The sequence below is a fragment of the Streptomyces sp. CB01580 genome (assembly GCF_001905795.1).
In the GTDB taxonomy this organism is placed as follows: Bacteria; Actinomycetota; Actinomycetes; order Streptomycetales; family Streptomycetaceae; genus Streptomyces.
Genome location: NZ_LIXJ01000020.1, coordinates 1 through 16,985, shown reverse-complemented (window position 1 = coordinate 16,985; position 16,985 = coordinate 1). Strand labels below are relative to the sequence as shown.

At 70.3% G+C, this 16,985-nt stretch carries 15 protein-coding genes; 10 read left to right on the top strand and 5 right to left on the bottom strand.

Annotated features, from left to right (window positions below; genetic code table 11):
- The first annotated feature begins 255 nt into the window (after positions 1-255).
- The 8 genes from gap (at position 256) to AMK22_RS25185 (ending at position 8,061) form a co-directional block, all read left to right on the top strand.
- Entirely contained in the window at positions 256-1,263 is a 1,008-nt protein-coding gene (gap, locus tag AMK22_RS25220) for a type I glyceraldehyde-3-phosphate dehydrogenase (RefSeq protein WP_073788618.1), read from the top strand.
- Between the two features lie 109 nt (positions 1,264-1,372).
- Positions 1,373-2,584, top strand: coding sequence for a phosphoglycerate kinase (locus tag AMK22_RS25215; RefSeq protein WP_073788616.1), 1,212 nt, complete (start codon positions 1,373-1,375; stop codon positions 2,582-2,584).
- Positions 2,585-2,590: 6 nt separating this feature from the next.
- Positions 2,591-3,367: a triose-phosphate isomerase gene (gene tpiA, locus AMK22_RS25210; protein ID WP_073788614.1), complete on the top strand. Its 777-nt coding sequence runs from the start codon at positions 2,591-2,593 to the stop codon at positions 3,365-3,367.
- Between the two features lie 114 nt (positions 3,368-3,481).
- Positions 3,482-3,718: a preprotein translocase subunit SecG gene (gene secG / locus AMK22_RS25205; protein WP_073788612.1), complete on the top strand. Its 237-nt coding sequence runs from the start codon at positions 3,482-3,484 to the stop codon at positions 3,716-3,718.
- 110 nt (positions 3,719-3,828) lie between these two features.
- A complete protein-coding gene (locus AMK22_RS25200) occupies positions 3,829-4,164 on the top strand; it encodes an RNA polymerase-binding protein RbpA (protein ID WP_073788610.1) in 336 nt (111 codons plus the stop codon).
- Positions 4,165-4,314: 150 nt separating this feature from the next.
- Entirely contained in the window at positions 4,315-5,967 is a 1,653-nt protein-coding gene (gene pgi / locus AMK22_RS25195; protein ID WP_073788596.1) for a glucose-6-phosphate isomerase, read from the top strand.
- A 4-nt stretch (positions 5,968-5,971) separates the two neighbouring features.
- Positions 5,972-6,475 (top strand): PH domain-containing protein, encoded by a 504-nt coding sequence (locus tag AMK22_RS25190; protein ID WP_073788594.1) that lies wholly within the window; start codon positions 5,972-5,974, stop codon positions 6,473-6,475.
- A complete protein-coding gene (locus AMK22_RS25185; RefSeq protein ID WP_079186391.1) occupies positions 6,472-8,061 on the top strand; it encodes a PH domain-containing protein in 1,590 nt (529 codons plus the stop codon). Before AMK22_RS25190 ends, AMK22_RS25185 begins: the two co-directional genes overlap by 4 nt.
- 205 nt (positions 8,062-8,266) lie before the next feature.
- Here AMK22_RS25185 and pgl read toward each other — a convergent pair whose 3' ends face one another.
- The 5 genes from pgl to tkt are packed head-to-tail and all read right to left on the bottom strand — an operon-like array spanning position 8,267 to position 14,901.
- Positions 8,267-9,049, bottom strand: a complete 783-nt coding sequence (gene pgl / locus AMK22_RS25180) for a 6-phosphogluconolactonase (RefSeq protein WP_073788592.1) — start codon at positions 9,047-9,049, stop codon at positions 8,267-8,269.
- Positions 9,046-10,110, bottom strand: coding sequence for a glucose-6-phosphate dehydrogenase assembly protein OpcA (gene opcA / locus AMK22_RS25175; RefSeq protein WP_073788590.1), 1,065 nt, complete (start codon positions 10,108-10,110; stop codon positions 9,046-9,048). The genes pgl and opcA overlap by 4 nt, the downstream gene beginning before the upstream one ends.
- A complete protein-coding gene (zwf, locus tag AMK22_RS25170) occupies positions 10,107-11,639 on the bottom strand; it encodes a glucose-6-phosphate dehydrogenase (RefSeq protein WP_073788588.1) in 1,533 nt (510 codons plus the stop codon). Before zwf ends, opcA begins: the two co-directional genes overlap by 4 nt.
- A 5-nt stretch (positions 11,640-11,644) precedes the next feature.
- The gene (tal, locus tag AMK22_RS25165; protein ID WP_073788586.1) at positions 11,645-12,763 is read right to left on the bottom strand and encodes a transaldolase; all 1,119 of its coding nucleotides are present in this window, start codon (positions 12,761-12,763) and stop codon (positions 11,645-11,647) included.
- Positions 12,764-12,798: 35 nt separating this feature from the next.
- Positions 12,799-14,901 carry a transketolase gene (gene tkt / locus AMK22_RS25160; protein WP_073788584.1) on the bottom strand — a complete coding sequence of 701 codons (2,103 nt, stop codon included), beginning with the start codon at positions 14,899-14,901 and terminating at the stop codon, positions 12,799-12,801.
- 633 nt (positions 14,902-15,534) lie between these two features.
- Here tkt and AMK22_RS25155 point away from each other — a divergent pair.
- Both AMK22_RS25155 and AMK22_RS25150 read left to right on the top strand, forming a co-directional pair.
- The gene (locus AMK22_RS25155) at positions 15,535-16,488 is read left to right on the top strand and encodes a heme o synthase (protein WP_073788582.1); all 954 of its coding nucleotides are present in this window, start codon (positions 15,535-15,537) and stop codon (positions 16,486-16,488) included.
- 107 nt (positions 16,489-16,595) lie between these two features.
- Positions 16,596-16,952: a hypothetical protein gene (locus AMK22_RS25150; protein ID WP_073788580.1), complete on the top strand. Its 357-nt coding sequence runs from the start codon at positions 16,596-16,598 to the stop codon at positions 16,950-16,952.
- Positions 16,953-16,985: the final 33 nt, after the last annotated feature.

Here is a 16,985-nt window from a genome sequence, read left to right as displayed (position 1 = left end):
GGCGAGAAACCGGCTGAATGCGGAACAGGCAACACACGTACGTGTATTGACGCTCCGTGACACCCACCCGATGAGCGGCCACGTTTCCGCAGGCCCGTACCCCTACCGTGGAGTACGGGCCTGCGCGGTTTCGTCCGGACCCGTTCGATGTCACTCCCCGCCCCTCGGAGAGGTAGGGTCGAAGGCGGTCGGGGACATCCGTATACAACTCGCCGATTCCTAGGAACCGGCGTACCTGACGAGGAGATCGGTTTCGTGACGATCCGCGTAGGCATCAACGGCTTCGGTCGCATCGGTCGTAACTACTTCCGCGCGCTGCTGGAGCAGGGGGCGGACATCGAGATCGTGGCTGTCAACGACCTGGGTGACACTGCGACCACGGCTCACCTTCTGAAGTACGACACCATCCTGGGTCGTCTGGAGGCCGAGGTCAGCCACACCGCCGACAGCATCACCGTCGGCGACCACACCATCAAGGTCCTCTCCGAGCGCAACCCGGAGCTCATCCCTTGGGGCGAGCTGGGCGTCGACATCGTCGTCGAATCGACCGGCATCTTCACCAAGAAGGCGGACGCCGAGAAGCACCTCGCCGGCGGCGCCAAGAAGGTCCTCATCTCGGCTCCGGCCAAGAACGAGGACATCACGATCGTGATGGGTGTCAACGAGGACGCCTACGACGCGGCCAACCACCACGTCATCTCCAACGCCTCCTGCACCACCAACTGCGTCGCGCCGATGGCGAAGGTCCTGGACGAGAACTTCGGCATCGTCAAGGGCCTGATGACGACGGTTCACGCGTACACCAACGACCAGCGCATCCTGGACTTCCCGCACTCGGACCTGCGCCGTGCCCGTGCAGCCGCGCAGAACATCATCCCGACGACCACCGGTGCCGCCAAGGCCACCGCCCTGGTGCTCCCTCAGCTCAAGGGCAAGCTCGACGGTCTCGCGATGCGGGTTCCCGTCCCGGACGGCTCGGTCACCGACCTCGTGGTCACGCTGGAGCGCGAGGTCACCCGTGACGAGGTCAACGCCGCCTTCCAGAAGGCGTCCGAGGAAGGCCCGCTCAAGGGCAAGCTGTTCTACACCGAGGACCCGATCGTTTCCTCGGACATCGTCTCGACCCCGGCGTCCTGCACCTTCGACTCCCTGCTGACCATGGCGGAGGGCTCGCAGGTGAAGATCATCGGTTGGTACGACAATGAGTGGGGCTACTCGAACCGCCTCGTCGACCTGACCGTCTTCGTCGGCAGCCGTCTCTGACCGTCCGGTCGGCAGTCACCTCGATGTGAGTACGGGGCTCGAACGGCGCACCGGCGCGCCGTTCGAGCCCCGTCGCATGTTCTCTCGTCCTCCAAGGAGTCCAGCAGGAATGAAGACGATCGACGAACTCCTCGCCGAAGGGGTCACCGGCAGGCGCGTATTCGTCCGCGCCGACCTCAACGTGCCGCTGAGCGGCACCACCATCACCGACGACGGACGCATCCGCGCCGTCGCGCCGACCGTGGAGAAGCTCGCCGCGGCAGGCGCACGGGTTGTCGTCGCCTCGCACCTGGGCCGCCCCAAGGGCGCTCCCGACCCGGCGTTCTCCCTGGCGCCCGCCGCCGTCCGGCTCGGCGAGATCATCGGGGCCGACGTGGCCTTCGCGACCGACACGGTCGGCGAGTCCGCGCGCGCCACGGTCGCCGCGCTCGCCGACGGCCGGGTCGCCGTCCTGGAGAACCTCCGCTTCAACCCCGGCGAGACGTCCAAGGACGACGCCGAGCGCGGCGAGTTCGCCGACCGGCTCGCCGAACTCGCCGACGTGTACGTGGGCGACGGCTTCGGCGCGGTGCACCGCAAGCACGCCTCGGTCTTCGACCTTCCCGCCCGGCTCCCGCACGCCGCCGGCGACCTGATCGCCACCGAGGTCGGCGTCCTGAAGAAGCTCACCGAGAACGTCGAGCGTCCGTACGCCGTCGTGCTCGGCGGCTCCAAGGTCTCCGACAAGCTCGGCGTGATCGACCACCTGCTGGAGCGTGCCGACCGCATCCTCATCGGCGGCGGCATGGCGTACACCTTCCTCAAGGCCAAGGGCCACGAGGTCGGCAGCTCCCTCCTCCAGGAGGAGCAGATCCCGGTGGTGCTGGAGTACCTGAAGCGTGCCGAGGACAAGGGCGTGGAGTTCGTGCTCCCCGTCGACGTGGTCGTTTCCGAGCAGTTCCCCGACCTCGGGGCCAAGGCCCCGACCGAGCACCGCACGGTGCCCGCGGACGCCATCCCGGCCGGTTTCATGGGCCTCGACAACGGCCCCGAGACCAATCGGCTGTACGCCTCGAAGCTCGCCGACGCGGCCACCGTTTTCTGGAACGGCCCCATGGGTGTCTTCGAGCACCCCGACTACGCCGAGGGCACCAGGGCCGTGGCCCGGGCCCTCGCCGACTCCCCGGGCTTCACCGTGGTGGGCGGCGGCGACTCCGCCGCGGCCGTCCGCACCCTGGGCTTCGACGACAACGCATTCGGACACATCTCGACCGGTGGTGGCGCCAGCCTCGAATACCTCGAGGGCAAGACGCTTCCCGGCCTCGCCGCTCTGGAGGACTGAACTTTCATGACCACCCGCACCCCGCTGATGGCGGGCAACTGGAAGATGAACCTCAACCACCTGGAGGCCATCGCCCACGTCCAGAAGCTCGCCTTCGCCCTGGCGGACAAGGACTACGACGCCGTCGAGGTCGCCGTCCTGGCGCCCTTCACCGACCTGCGCTCCGTACAGACCCTGGTCGACGGCGACAAGCTGCGGATCAAGTACGGCGCCCAGGACATCTCGGCGCACGATTCCGGCGCGTACACCGGTGAGATCTCCGGACCGATGCTCGCCAAGCTGAAGTGCACCTACGTCGCCGTCGGGCACAGCGAGCGCCGCCAGTACCACGGCGAGACCGACGAGCTCTGCAACGCCAAGGTGAAGGCCGCCTACAAGCACGGCCTGACCCCGATCCTCTGCGTCGGCGAGGAGCTGCCCGTCCGCGAGGCGGGCAACCACGTCCCGCACACCCTCGCCCAGGTTGACGGCGGGCTGAAGGACCTGCCCGCCGAGCAGGCCGAGTCGATCGTGATCGCGTACGAGCCGGTCTGGGCGATCGGCACCGGCAAGGTGTGCGGCGCCGACGACGCGCAGGAGGTCTGCGCGGCGATCCGCGGGCGCCTCGCCGAGCTGTACTCCCAGGAGCTGGCCGACAAGGTCCGCATCCAGTACGGCGGCTCCGTGAAGTCCGGGAACGTCGCCGAGATCATGGAGAAGCCCGACGTGGACGGCGCCCTGGTCGGCGGTGCCTCGCTCGACACCGACGAGTTCGTCAAGATCGTCCGCTTCCGCGACCAGTGAGTATGCGGTAGCGCGGATCCGTCGTACCCTTGCGGGGGCCGGGAAGGGCTCAGCCTCCCGGCCCCCGTTGCTCGCACATGCAGTCCAGAGGACTCCGGAAAGTAGGGACCAGCCGTGATTTTGGGGTTCGAGATCGCCCTGATCGTCTTCAGCCTGCTGCTGATGCTGCTGGTGCTGATGCACAAGGGGAAGGGCGGCGGCCTCTCCGACATGTTCGGTGGCGGCATGCAGTCGTCCGTGGGTGGCTCCTCGGTCGCGGAGCGCAACCTCGACCGGATCACGGTGGTCGTGGGACTGCTCTGGTTCGCGTGCATCGTCGTGCTCGGTCTGCTGATCAAGCTGGACAACTGACGCGTCGTGAGCGAATCCCGGTGAGGGTGTAACTCCTTTCACTGGACGCGCGTTGGGCCTTACGTAGACTGGGGCATCTTCGAGCACCATCACGCAGGGGAGTTACGACCGTGGCAAGTGGCAACGCGATCCGGGGGAGCCGGGTCGGGGCGGGGCCGATGGGGGAGGCCGAGCGGGGCGAGTCCGCGCCGCGTCTCCGCATCTCCTTCTGGTGCTCGAACGGGCACGAGACGCAGCCGAGCTTCGCCAGTGACGCGCAGGTACCCGAGACGTGGGACTGCCCGCGCTGTGGTTTCCCGGCCGGCCAGGACCGGGACTGCCCGCCCGACCCGCCGCGCACCGAGCCGTACAAGACGCACCTCGCGTACGTGCGCGAGCGGCGCAGCGACGCGGACGGCGAGGCCATCCTCGCCGAGGCCCTGGCGAAACTCCGGGGCGAGATCTGAAATCCACCGGCCGGGTACCCATGGGGGCCCGGCCGGAGTGCATCCACCGGTGCCGCACCTCGTCGTCGCCTCGTCGGCCCCTTCGATCAATTAGGTTGGGGACCCGGCGGGGCATCTGCAATCACGAGAAGAAGTGGGCCGACAACCGGGATGAACACACCGAACCGAACCAGTCTCAACCGGACCCCCGAATGGGCGGCTCTGGGCAAGCACCGTGAGCAGCTCGGGGAAACGCATCTGCGGCAGCTCTTCGCGGACGATCCGGAGCGCGGCGCCCGATACACCCTCCAGGTCGGCGACCTCTACATCGACTACTCCAAGCACCTGGTCGACGACACGGCGCTGCGTCTCCTGCGCGACCTCGCCGCCGCCACCGGAGTGGCGCAGCTGCGGGACGCGATGTTCCGCGGCGAGAAGATCAACACCACCGAGGACCGCGCCGTCCTGCACACGGCGTTGCGCGCCCCGCGCGACGCGGTGATCGAGGTCGACGGTGAGAACGTGGTGCCGGGCGTGCACGCGGTGCTCGACAAGATGGCGGCGTTCTCCGACCGCGTCCGGTCGGGTGAGTGGACCGGTCACACCGGCAAGCGCATCAGGAACGTCGTCAACGTCGGCATCGGCGGTTCCGACCTCGGCCCCGCCATGGCCTACGAGGTGCTGCGCTCCTTCGCCGACCGCTCGCTCACCGTCCGCTTCGTGTCCAACGTGGACGGCGCCGACCTCCACGAGGCGGTGCGCGACCTCGACCCCGCCGAGACGCTGTTCGTCATCGCGTCGAAGACCTTCACCACGATCGAGACCATCACCAACGCGACCTCCGCCCGCAACTGGCTGCTGACCGGCCTGAACGCCGGTCAGGAAGCGGTCGCCAAGCACTTCGTGGCGCTGTCCACCAACGCCGGCGAGGTCGCGGACTTCGGCATCGACACCGCCAACATGTTCGAGTTCTGGGACTGGGTCGGCGGTCGCTACTCGTACGACTCCGCCATCGGCCTCTCGCTGATGATCGCGATCGGCCCGGAGCGGTTCCGCGAGATGCTCGACGGCTTCCACCTCGTCGACGAGCACTTCCGCACCGCCCCCGCCGAGGCCAACGCTCCTTTGCTGATGGGCCTGTTGGGCGTCTGGTACGGGGCCTTCCTCGACGCCCAGTCGCATGCCGTGCTGCCGTACAGCCACTATCTGTCCAAGTTCACCGCGTACTTGCAGCAGCTGGACATGGAGTCCAACGGCAAGTCCGTGGACCGGGACGGCCGCCCTGTCGAGTGGCAGACCGGACCGGTCGTCTGGGGCACCCCCGGCACCAACGGGCAGCACGCCTACTACCAGCTGATCCACCAGGGCACCAAGGTCATCCCGGCGGACTTCATCGGCTTCGCCGAGCCGGTCGAGGACCTGCTGCCCGGTCTGGTCGCCCAGCACGATCTGCTGATGGCCAACTTCTTCGCGCAGACCCAGGCGCTGGCCTTCGGCAAGACGCCGGACGAGGTCCGTGCCGAAGGCGTCGCCGAGGAACTCGTGCCGCACAAGACCTTCAAGGGCAACCACCCGACGACGACGATCCTCGCCGACCGGCTGACCCCGTCCGTCCTCGGCCAGCTCATCGCGCTCTACGAGCACAAGGTCTTCGTCCAGGGAGCCGTCTGGAACATCGACTCCTTCGATCAGTGGGGCGTCGAACTCGGCAAGGTCCTCGCCAAGCGGATCGAGCCGGTGCTGACCGACGGCAGCGGCGGCGAGGGGCTGGACAGCTCCACCGCGGCCCTCGTCGGGGCGTACCGCGCCCGCAGGGGGCGTTGAGCCGGTGAGCGAGGGGGAGCGGACGGTGCGGCTGAGGCCGCCGAACAACACCCTGCACCCGAGGGCGGTCGACTGGTGGCGCGCCCAGTGGCTGCTGCTGACCGCGCTACCGGTGGTGGTCCTCGTCGTACTGGGCGTGCTCATCGAGCCCGCCAGGTTCTGGCTGCTGCTGCCCGCCGCGGTTCTCGCGGTGCTCGGTGCCGGCTGCGCCGTCCTCTTCCCGCTCTGGTGGTTCCGTACCCACCGCTGGGAGGTCACCGACGAAGCCGTGTACGTCAGGACGGGCCTCCTGTGGCAGGAGTGGCGGATCGCCCCGATGTCCCGCATCCAGACCGTGGACACCGTGCGCGGACCGCTCGAACAGCTCTACCGGCTCGCCACCGTCACCGTGACCACCGCCTCGTCCAAGGGCGCGGTACGGATCGCGGGACTGGGGCACGAGTCGGCGGCCGAGCTGGCCGAACGCCTGACCAGGATCACCCAGGACACCCCCGGGGACGCCACATGAGCACGGAGGCGGCCGTTCCGCCGCCCGGAGCGGGCGACGACGGCGTCGACACCGATGCCACCGGTGCGGTGACGGCGACCGGCGACGGCACCGACTGGCGGCGGCTGGACCGGCGCACGGTCTTCGTCAGCGCGTTGCTCACGGCCGGTGTCGCGGTCGGGGCGTCCGTGCCCGTCACGCTCGGGCTCTCCGGGCGGTTCGGGTTCGGGGCGGCGGTGGCCCTGGTGGTGGCCGGTGCCCTCGCGCTGGTCGGCTGCGCCGCGGCGGGCGACTACGTGCGGTGGCGCCGCACCCGTTACCGTGTCGGTGCCGAACGGGTCGACCTGCACACGGGGCTGCTCATGGTCAAGAAGCGCTCGCTGGCCCGTGAGCGCGTCCGCAGCGTCGATCTCACCGCCCATCTGCTGCAACGGGTCCTCGGCCTGGTCACCGTCCGCATCGGTACCGGCGAGCACTCCGGCAACGACTCCACCCTGGAACTCGACCCGGTCGCCCGGACCGAGGGCGAACGGCTCCGCCGCGAACTGCTGGAGCGCGCGGACACGGGCGCCCCGGGCACCCATCGCGAGGGCGAGCTCGCCGTCCTGGACCCGCGCTGGATCCGCTACGCGCCGGTGTCGTTCGTCGCCCCGGCGCTCGGCGGCGCGGCGGCCGGTGCGGTGATGCAGGTCAGTGACTGGTTCGGGGCGCAGGGCAAGGTCATCGGCTGGATCGGCGACCGGTTCCGGGACACCGCGCTGCCGGCCGTGATCGGGGTCGTCGCCCTCGCCGTGCTGGCCGCCGGTGTCGTCGGCGCGCTCGGTCTGTGGATCGAGATGTGGTGGAACTACCGGCTGGAGCGCGAACCGGGCGGCACCCTGCGCATCCGGCGCGGGCTGCTGACCTCACGTTCCGTCTCCATCGAGGAACGACGGCTGCGCGGTGTCGATCTCGTCGAACCGCTCGGTGTCCGGCTGTTCGGTGCCGCCCGGGTCGACGCGATCACCACCGGACTCGCCAAGGACGACGAGGAGCGGCACCGCGACCAGGACACCCTGCTGCCCGTCGCGCCCCGGTCCGTGGCCGACACGGTGGCCGCCGACGTCCTGCGCGAGGCCGTCTCCCCGACCGGTGCCGCGCTGACCGCTCACCCCATGGCGGCGCGGGGGCGGCGGCTGCGCCGGGCCCTGTGGGCCGTCGCCGTGCCCGTGCTCGTCCTGGTCGTGCTGGGGCTGCTGCTGACTCCTGTCCTGCTGTGGGTGGCGCTCGCCTGCGCGGTCGTGGGGCTGCCGCTCGGGCTGTTCCTGGCCCGGGACGCCTACCGGGGCCTGGGGCACGCGCTCAGCGGCGACTACCTGGTGGTCCGGTCCGGCACGCTCAGGCGTTCCACCGCCGCGCTGGAGCGGGCCGGGGTCATCGGCTGGACGGTCCGGCAGACGTATTTCCAGCGGCGGTCCGGGGTGATCGGCATCACCGCGACCACGGCCGCCGGGGCGGGCGCGTACACGGCGTACGACGCCGACGAGAGCGAGGGCCTGGACTTCGCCTCCCGGGCCGTCCCGGGCCTGCTGGAGCCCTTCCTGGAGCGCACCCCGCCCACCGGCTGAGACCGCGAGGACGGCCCCGCTTCCGGTACGGGCCGGGACCGCGAGGACGGCCCCGCTTCCGGTACGGGCCGGGACCGCGAGGACGGTGTGCCCCGCGCGGCCCCGCTTCCGGTACGTCCGCGGCCCGGCCGCCTTCCGGAACGCCCGCGGGCCCGGTCGCTCCGAGGAGCGGACCGGGCCCGCGGGCGTCGATGCCGGGAACCGATCAGGACGAGGCCGGCGGATACAGGGCGCGCGGCAGCCGCGAGGCCGCCGCCGCGTCCAGCAGCCACAGCGTCCGGGCGCGTCCGTACGCACCGGCCGCCGGGGCCTGGATCTCCCCGGCGCCCGAGAGAGCGATCTCCGCGGCCTCCGCCTTGTCCTCGCCCGCGGCGAGCAGCCACACCTCGCGCGCGGCCCGGATCGCGGGCAGCGTCAGCGAGACGCGGGTGGGCGGCGGCTTGGGTGCGCCGTGCACACCGACGACGGTGCGCTCGGTCTCCCGTACCGCGGGCAGCTCCGGGAAGAGCGAAGCGACATGCGTGTCCGGGCCGACGCCCAGCATCAGCACGTCGAACGTCGGCACCGGCCCGTGGTCCTCCGGACCGGCCGCGGCGGCCAGCTCGGTGGCGTACGCGGCCGCCGCCGTATCGGCGTCGTTGCCCCAGGGGCCGTCCGACGCGGGCATGGCGTGCACCCGCGACGGGTCCAGCGGCACCGTGTCCAGCAGTGCCTCACGGGCCTGCGTGACATTGCGCTCCGGGTCGCCCTCCGGCAGGAACCGCTCGTCGCCCCACCACAGGTCGAGCCGCGACCAGTCGATCGCGTCCCGGGCGGGCGCGGCGGCGAGGGCGGCCAGCAGACCGTTGCCGTTGCGTCCGCCGGTGAGGACCACCGAGGCGTGACCGCGCGCGGCCTGGGCGTCCACCACCTTCGTGATCAGCCGGGCCGCGGCGGCCTGTGCCATCAGCTCCTTGTCGCGGTGCACGACGAGTTGAGGGACACTCACTTCGACGCCGCCTTCTTGGCCGGGGACTTGGCCGCGGCCTTCTTCGCGGCGGCCGGGGCGGGGGCGGCCCCGGCGGGCTCCGGGTCGGCCGGCTTCGGATCGGCGGGCTTCGAGCCCTCCGCCTTCGGACGCGCCGGCCCGCCGAGCTTGTCCACGCCGAACTTCACCGTCGCCTCATAGGTGTTGTCCGGGTCCAGACGCCGCAGCTCCTCGGCGAGCAGTTCGGCGGTGTCCCGCCGCTTGAGCGCCACCGCGCGGTCCGGCTGGCCCTCCATCGAAAGCGTGGCCATCGACCCGTCCGGCCGGTCCAGGACGATGACACCGCTCCTGGTCTCCATCCGCACGGCCGTCAGGCCGGGACCGTCGGACTGGGCGCGCTCGACCGGGACGCCGAGCCGGTCCGCCAGCCACATGGCGAGCAGCTCGCAGCTCGGGTTCTCCGACTCGCCCTCGACCGTCGCCGAGACGATCTCGGCGTGCTGCTGGTCGAGCGCGGCGGCCAGCATCGAGCGCCACGGCGTGACGCGGGTCCAGGCCAGGTCGGTGTCGCCGGGGGCGTACGACCGGGCGCGCAGGGTGATCTCGTCGCAGGGGTGCTCGGCCGAGTAGGCGTCCGTGATCCGGCGCTGCGCGAGCGCGCCCAGCGGGTCCTTCGCCGGCTCGGCGGGCGCGTCCTGCGGCCACCAGACCACGACCGGGGCGTCCGGCAGCAGCAGCGGCAGGACGACCGACTGGGCGTGGTTGGCCAGCTCGCCGTGGAGGCGCAGCACGACCGTCTCGCCCGTGCCTGCGTCGGAGCCGACCCGCACCTCTGCGTCGAGCCGGGCGTCGCGGCGGCTGCGCGGCGAGCGGCTGAGCCGCTTGATCACCGCGATGATCCGCGAGGGGTGCTCGCGCGAGGCGTCACCGGCCGACTTGAGGGCGTCGTACGCGTTCTCCTCGTCGGTGACGATGACCAGGGTCAGCACCATGCCGATGGCCGGGGTGCCGATGGCACGCCTGGCCGACACCAGCGCCTGGTTGATCTTGCTGGAGGTGGTCTCCGTGAGGTCGATCTTCATGGCCGGCGCCAGCTCCGTCCGTCTCGTGCGAGCATCTCGTCCGCCTCGGCCGGGCCCCACGTGCCCGCCGGGTACTGCGCGGGCTTGCCGTGCTCGGCCCAGTACTCCTCGATCGGGTCGAGGATGTTCCAGGAGAGCTCGACCTCCTGGTGCCGCGGGAAGAGGTTGGCGTCGCCGAGCAGCACGTCGAGGATGAGCCGCTCGTACGCCTCCGGGCTCGACTCGGTGAAGGACTCGCCGTACGCGAAGTCCATCGTGACGTCCCGGACCTCCATCGAGGTGCCGGGCACCTTGGAGCCGAACCGGACGGTCACGCCCTCGTCCGGCTGGACCCGGATGACCAGGGCGTTGCCGCCCAGCTCCTCCGTCGCGCCGGACTCGAACGGCAGATACGGGGCGCGCTTGAAGACGACCGCGATCTCCGTGACCCGGCGGCCGAGCCGCTTTCCGGTACGGAGGTAGAACGGCACGCCCGCCCAGCGGCGGTTGTTGATCGTCAGCTTGATCGCGGCGAAGGTGTCGGTCGTCGACCCGGGGTCGATGCCGTCCTCCTCCAGATAGCCGGGGACCTCCTCGCCGCCCTGCCAGGCGTGCGCGTACTGGCCGCGCACCGTGTGCTTGCCCAGGTCCTCCGGCAGTTCCACGGCCGCGAGCACCTTGAGCTTCTCGGCCACCAGGGCCTTGGGGTGGAAGGAGCCGGGCTCCTCCATCGCGGTCAGCGCCAGCAACTGGAGCAGGTGGTTCTGGATGACGTCACGGGCGGCGCCGATGCCGTCGTAGTAACCGGCCCGGCCGCCGATGCCGATGTCCTCGGCCATCGTGATCTGGACGTGGTCGACGTACGACCTGTTCCAGATCGGCTCGAACATCGTGTTGGCGAACCGCAGCGCCAGGATGTTCTGGACCGTCTCCTTGCCGAGGTAGTGGTCGATCCTGAAGACCTCGTTGGGCGGGAAGACGTCGTGCACGATCCGGTTGAGCTCCTGCGCGCTCTGCAGGTCGTGTCCGAAGGGCTTCTCGATGACGGCACGCCGCCAGGAGCCCTCCTTCTGGTCGGCCAGCCCGTGCTTCTTGAGCTGCTGGACGACCTTGGGGAAGAACTTCGGCGGCACGGACAGGTAGAAGGCGAAGTTGCCGCCCGTGCCCTGTGCCTCGTCGAGTTCCTGGATCGTCGCCTTCAGCGTCTCGAACGCCTCGTCGTCGTCGAAGTTGCCCTGGACGAAGCGCATCCCCTGGATGAGCTGCTGCCAGACCTCCTCGCGGAACGGGGTGCGGGCGTGCTGCTTGACGGCGTCGTGGACCTCCTGTGCGAAGTCCTCGTCCTGCCACTCCCGGCGCGCGAAACCGACGAGCGAGAAGCCCGGCGGCAGCAGGCCGCGGTTGGCCAGGTCGTAGACGGCGGGCATCAGCTTCTTGCGGGACAAATCACCCGTGACGCCAAAGATCACCAGGCCCGACGGCCCCGCGATGCGCGGGAGCCGTCGATCCTGGGGGTCACGAAGCGGGTTGGCTCCGGGAACACCAGACAAGGTGGTCAGCCCTCCGAAGGGGCGAGGCGCTTGAGCTCCGCCTCGGTCGAGTTGAGCAGATCGATCCAGGACGTCTCGAACTTCTCGACACCCTCGTCCTCCAGCAACTGGACGACGTCGTCGTAGGAGATGCCGAGCTCCGCCAGGGCGTCGAGATCGGCGCGGGCCTGCTCGTAGGTGCCGGCGATGGTGTTGCCGGTGATCCGCCCGTGGTCGGCGGTGGCGTCCAGGGTGGCCTCGGGCATGGTGTTGACCGTGCCGGGGGCGACCAGTTCGTCGACGTACAGGGTGTCCTTGTACGCGGGGTCCTTGACGCCGGTCGAGGCCCACAGCGGACGCTGCTTGTTGGCCTGCGCCTTGTCCAGGGCGGCCCAGCGCTCCGAGCCGAACACCTGCTCGTACGCCTGGTAGGCGAGGCGGGCGTTGGCGAGCGCCGCCTTGCCCCTGAGCGCCTCGGCCTCGGGGGTGCCGATGGTGTCGAGCCGCTTGTCGATCTCGGTGTCCACCCGGGACACGAAGAACGACGCCACCGAGTAGATCTTGGACAGGTCCAGGCCCGCGGCCTTGGCCTTCTCCAGTCCCGCCAGGTAGGCGTCCATGACCTCGCGGTAGCGCTCCAGCGAGAAGATCAGCGTGACGTTGACGCTGATGCCCTTGCCGATGACCTCGGTGATCGCCGGGAGACCGGCCTTCGTCGCCGGGATCTTGATGAGCGTGTTGGGCCGGTCCACCAGCCAGGCCAGCTGCTTGGCCTCGGCGACGGTGGCGGCGGTGTGGTGGGCCAGACGCGGGTCCACCTCGATGGAGACCCGGCCGTCCTGGCCGTCCGTGGCGTCGAAGACGGGGCGCAGGATGTCCGCCGCGTCCCGCACGTCGGCCGTCGTGATCATGCGGATGGCCTCGTCGACGGTGACCTTGCGGGTGGCGAGGTCGGTCAGCTGCTGCTCGTAGCCGTCACCGCTCGAAATCGCTTTCTGGAAGATCGACGGGTTGGTGGTGACGCCCACCACGTGCTGCTCGTCGATCAGCTCGGCCAGATTGCCCGACGTGATCCGCTTGCGCGACAGGTCGTCGAGCCAGATCGCCACGCCCTCGTCGGAGAGGCGCTTGAGTGCGTCTGTCATGAGAGTTGCATCTCCTACTTGTCTCTATAAGGGCGTCAGCGCGCGGCGGCGGCGAGAGATTCCCGCGCGGCGGCGGCGACGTGCTCGCCGGTGAAGCCGAACTCACGGAAGAGGATCTTGGCGTCGGCCGAGGCACCGAAGTGCTCCAGCGAGACGATCCGGCCGGCGTCCCCGACGTACCGGTGCCAGGTCAGGCCGATGCCGGCCTCGACCGCGACCCGCGCCTTCACCGACGGCGGCAGGACGCTGTCCTTGTACGCCTGGTCCTGCTCCTCGAACCACTCGACCGACGGCATCGACACCACACGGGTCGGGATGCCGGCCGCCTGCAGCTCCTCGCGCGCCTCGACGGCGAGGTGCACCTCGGAGCCCGTGCCGATCAGCAGCACCTCGGGCGACGTGCGCCGCCCTTCGGGTCCTTCGGCCTCCAGGAGCACGTAACCGCCCTTGGCCGCGTCCTCGTTCGCCTCGTACGTCGGCACGCCCTGGCGGGTCAGCGCCAGACCGTGCGGGGTGCCCTTGCCGAACACCTTGGTGTGGCGGCGCATGATCTCGCGCCACGCGACGGCGGTCTCGTTGGCGTCGGCCGGACGGACGATGTTCAGGCCCGGGATGGCGCGCAGCGAGGCCAGGTGCTCCACCGGCTGGTGGGTCGGGCCGTCCTCGCCGAGACCGATCGAGTCGTGCGTCCACACGTACGTCACCGGCAGGTGCATCAGCGCGGAGAGCCGTACGGCGTTGCGCATGTAGTCGGAGAACACCAGGAAGGTGCCGCCGTAGACACGGGTGTTGCCGTGCAGCGCGATGCCGTTCATGGCCGCGGCCATGGCGTGCTCGCGGATGCCGAAGTGGATCGTGCGGCCGTACGGGTCCGCGCCGGGCAGCGGGTTGCCCACGGGGAGGAACGACGACGTCTTGTCGATCGTCGTGTTGTTCGAGCCCGCCAGGTCGGCGGAGCCGCCCCACAGCTCGGGGACGATCTCGCCGAGCGACTGGAGCACCTTGCCGGAGGCGGCGCGGGTGGCCACGCTCTTGCCGGGCTCGAAGACCGGGAGCCTGTCCTCCCAGCCCGCGGGCAGCTCGCCGGCGGAGATCCGGTCGAACTCGGCGGCGCGCTCCGGGTTGGCGGTGCGCCACGCGGCGAGGGACTTCTCCCACTCGGCCCGGGCCTCACGGCCCCGGTCCAGCGCCTTGCGGGTGTGCGCGATGACCTCGTCGGAGACCTCGAAGGACTTCTCGGGGTCGAAGCCGAGGACCTTCTTCGTCGCGGCGACCTCCTCCTCGCCCAGCGCCGAACCGTGCGACGCCTCGGTGTTCTGGGCGTTCGGGGCGGGCCAGGCGATGATCGAGCGGGCGGCGATGAAGGACGGCCGCCCGGTCTCGGCCCTGGCGGCCTCCAGCGCCCGGTGCAGACCCGCCGGGTCCAGGTCGCCGCTGGGCAGCTGCTCGACGCGCTGGACGTGCCAGCCGTACGCCTCGTACCGCTTCAGGGTGTCCTCGGAGACCGCGGTCTCCGTGTCGCCCTCGATCGAGATGTGGTTGTCGTCCCACAGCAGGACCAGGTTGCCGAGCTTCTGGTGCCCCGCCAGCGAGGACGCCTCCGCGGCGATGCCCTCCTGGAGGCAGCCGTCACCCGCGACGACCCACACCATGTGGTCGAACGGGGAGGTGCCGGGGGCCGCCTCCGGGTCGAACAGACCGCGCTCGTAGCGGGAGGCCATCGCCATGCCCACGGCGTTGGCGACGCCCTGGCCCAGCGGGCCCGTGGTCGTCTCCACGCCCGCGGTGTGCCCGTACTCCGGGTGGCCCGGGGTCTTGGAGCCCCAGGTCCGGAAGGACTTGAGATCGTCGAGCTCCAGGCCGTAGCCGGCCAGGTAGAGCTGGATGTAGAGGGTCAGGCTGCTGTGGCCGGCAGAGAGCACGAACCGGTCGCGGCCGGTCCACTCCGGGTCGGCGGGGTCGTGCCGCATCACCTTCTGGAAGAGGGTGTACGCGGCGGGAGCCAGGCTCATCGCCGTGCCCGGGTGGCCGTTTCCGACCTTCTGAACGGCGTCGGCGGCGAGGACGCGAGCGGTGTCCACGGCCCGCTGGTCCACTTCGGTCCACTGGAGATCTGTGGTGGTCGGCTTGGTGCTCACCCTGAGTCAGGGCTCCTCTCCACTGTTGTCAACCGGTGACTGTGACCGCACCGGGGATTCCGGTGTCTGTGACCGCACCGGGATGGTCGAGCCTACCTGTGTCGGAACGCGCATTTTCCGCTGCTTTCCAGGGTGTGGGCGGCCCGGCGGGTCCGCCTCCCGTATGAGCGCAGGGGCTCACTTCTGCGCCGCTCCGGTGAGCGGGCGAGGGCCCTTCCGTGCCGCTCCGGTGAGCGGGGTTCCGCGCTTCCGTGTCCGCTTCGACGAGTGGCGTCCGGCGCTCGCGCGGCGCTCCCGCGGGCGAGGCCGCGGGAGCCTGTCCCGTACCGGTACGCACGCCGGACCGTCCGTCCGCGTGCCGATCCGGTGGGCGTGTCCCGCCGGGGTGCGCGGGGACACGGCGCCCGGAGGTGCGCGGAGTGTGCCGCTCCGGTGGCCTCCCGCATCGCCGCGAGGGGTGCCCGTCGTCGCCTCGACACCGCCGTGACGGGCATGATTCCCCGCTTCCGCGCGACGCCAACACGATCCGACCCCCACGAAGGACGGCATGTTCCCAACGTCTACAGTGGTCTGGTTCGCGCAAGTCTTTACCGGGTCCTCACGCCCGGAGCTTGCTGGATTTCTCTGTCAGGGGTGTGCGTGACGGCCGTCGAGTCCCGACCCGCAGGGGTCGCCTTGACTTCCAGCCCGGGGGGCCATCGCCCGTTCGGGACTCGTGTCAAGGCATTCGTGGCGCTGACCAAGCCTCGGATCATCGAGCTGCTGCTGATCACCACCGTGCCGGTGATGTTCCTGGCGGCCCAGGGCGTACCCGATCTGTGGCTCGTGCTCACGACCACCATCGGCGGATTCCTCTCCGCGGGCGGCGCCAACGCGCTCAACATGTACATCGACCGCGACATCGACGCGGTGATGCACCGTACGTCGCAGCGCCCGCTGGTCACCGGCATGGTGAGCCCGCGCGAGTGCCTGGCCTTCGGCATCGTCCTCGCGGTGGTCTCCACGGTCTGGCTCGGGCTGCTGGTCAACTGGCTGTCGTCCGCGCTCGCGCTCGGCGCTCTGCTGTTCTACGTCGTGGGCTACACGCTGGTGCTGAAGCGGCGTACCGCGCAGAACATCGTCTGGGGCGGCATCGCGGGCTGCATGCCGGTCCTCATCGGCTGGTCGTCCGTGACGAACTCGATGTCGTGGGCCGCGGTCATCCTCTTCGTCGTGATGTTCTTCTGGACGCCGCCGCACTACTGGCCGCTCTCGATGAAGGTCAAGGACGACTACGCCCGCGCCGGTGTTCCGATGCTCCCGGTGATCACGACCAACCGCGTGGTGGCCCGCCAGATCGTGCTCTACAGCTGGGCGATGGTGATCGTCTCGCTGCTGCTGACCCCGCTCGGCTACACCGGCTGGTTCTACACCGCGGTGGCGCTGCTGACCGGCGGCTTCTGGCTCTGGGAGGCGCATGCCCTGCTCAACCGGGCCAAGGCGGGAGTGACCGGCGCGAAGCTCAAGGAGATGCGGCTGTTCCACTGGTCGATCACCTACGTCTCGCTGCTCTTCCTCGCCGTGGCGATCGACCCCTTCCTGAGGTAGTCCCGCCCCGCTCCACCGAAGCGGTCCCGCCGACGGGCGGGGTACGTGGCCCACGCCACGTGCCCCGCCCGTCGCACGTCGTTCTACCCATCGGTAGCATCCTGACCATGGCAGAGACGGCTGAGACCCAGGTGGAGAGCGGCAAGCAGGCGGCCCGCGCGGAGCGCAGGGCGGCGAAGCTCGCCAAGCAGATCGGTGCCTTCTCCAAGGCGCACGGCGGCGCGGAGGGGCAGCTCGCCTACATCGGGCAGATGGGCGCCCGCATCGTTCTCGTGGGCGAGGACGGCGGCTGGGGCGATCTGGTCGCCCCTTCGTACGCGGTCGCCGAGAGCGCCGCCCGGAAGGCCGGGATCACGATGCACGAGTCCTTCGACGGGGAGCTCGCGGCGAAGGTCCGCACCGGCCCGTACGAGTGGACGCGGATGGCCGGGATCCAGGTGGGCGGCCCGTCCAACAAGGGCTGAGAGCGGCCCCGATACGTCTGTACGCCGATGCCG

Excerpts from the sequence above, each read along its gene's own strand:
- tpiA (WP_073788614.1), top strand. The coding sequence starts at position 2,591 with ATGACCACCCGCACCCCGCTGATGGCGGGCAACTGGAAGATGAACCTC.
- tal (WP_073788586.1), bottom strand. The coding sequence starts at position 12,763 with ATGACAGACGCACTCAAGCGCCTCTCCGACGAGGGCGTGGCGATCTGG.
- pgi (WP_073788596.1), top strand. The coding sequence starts at position 4,315 with ATGAACACACCGAACCGAACCAGTCTCAACCGGACCCCCGAATGGGCG.
- AMK22_RS25150 (WP_073788580.1), top strand. The coding sequence starts at position 16,596 with ATGGCAGAGACGGCTGAGACCCAGGTGGAGAGCGGCAAGCAGGCGGCC.
- opcA (WP_073788590.1), bottom strand. The coding sequence starts at position 10,110 with ATGAAGATCGACCTCACGGAGACCACCTCCAGCAAGATCAACCAGGCG.
- AMK22_RS25215 (WP_073788616.1), top strand. The coding sequence starts at position 1,373 with ATGAAGACGATCGACGAACTCCTCGCCGAAGGGGTCACCGGCAGGCGC.
- AMK22_RS25185 (WP_079186391.1), top strand. The coding sequence starts at position 6,472 with ATGAGCACGGAGGCGGCCGTTCCGCCGCCCGGAGCGGGCGACGACGGC.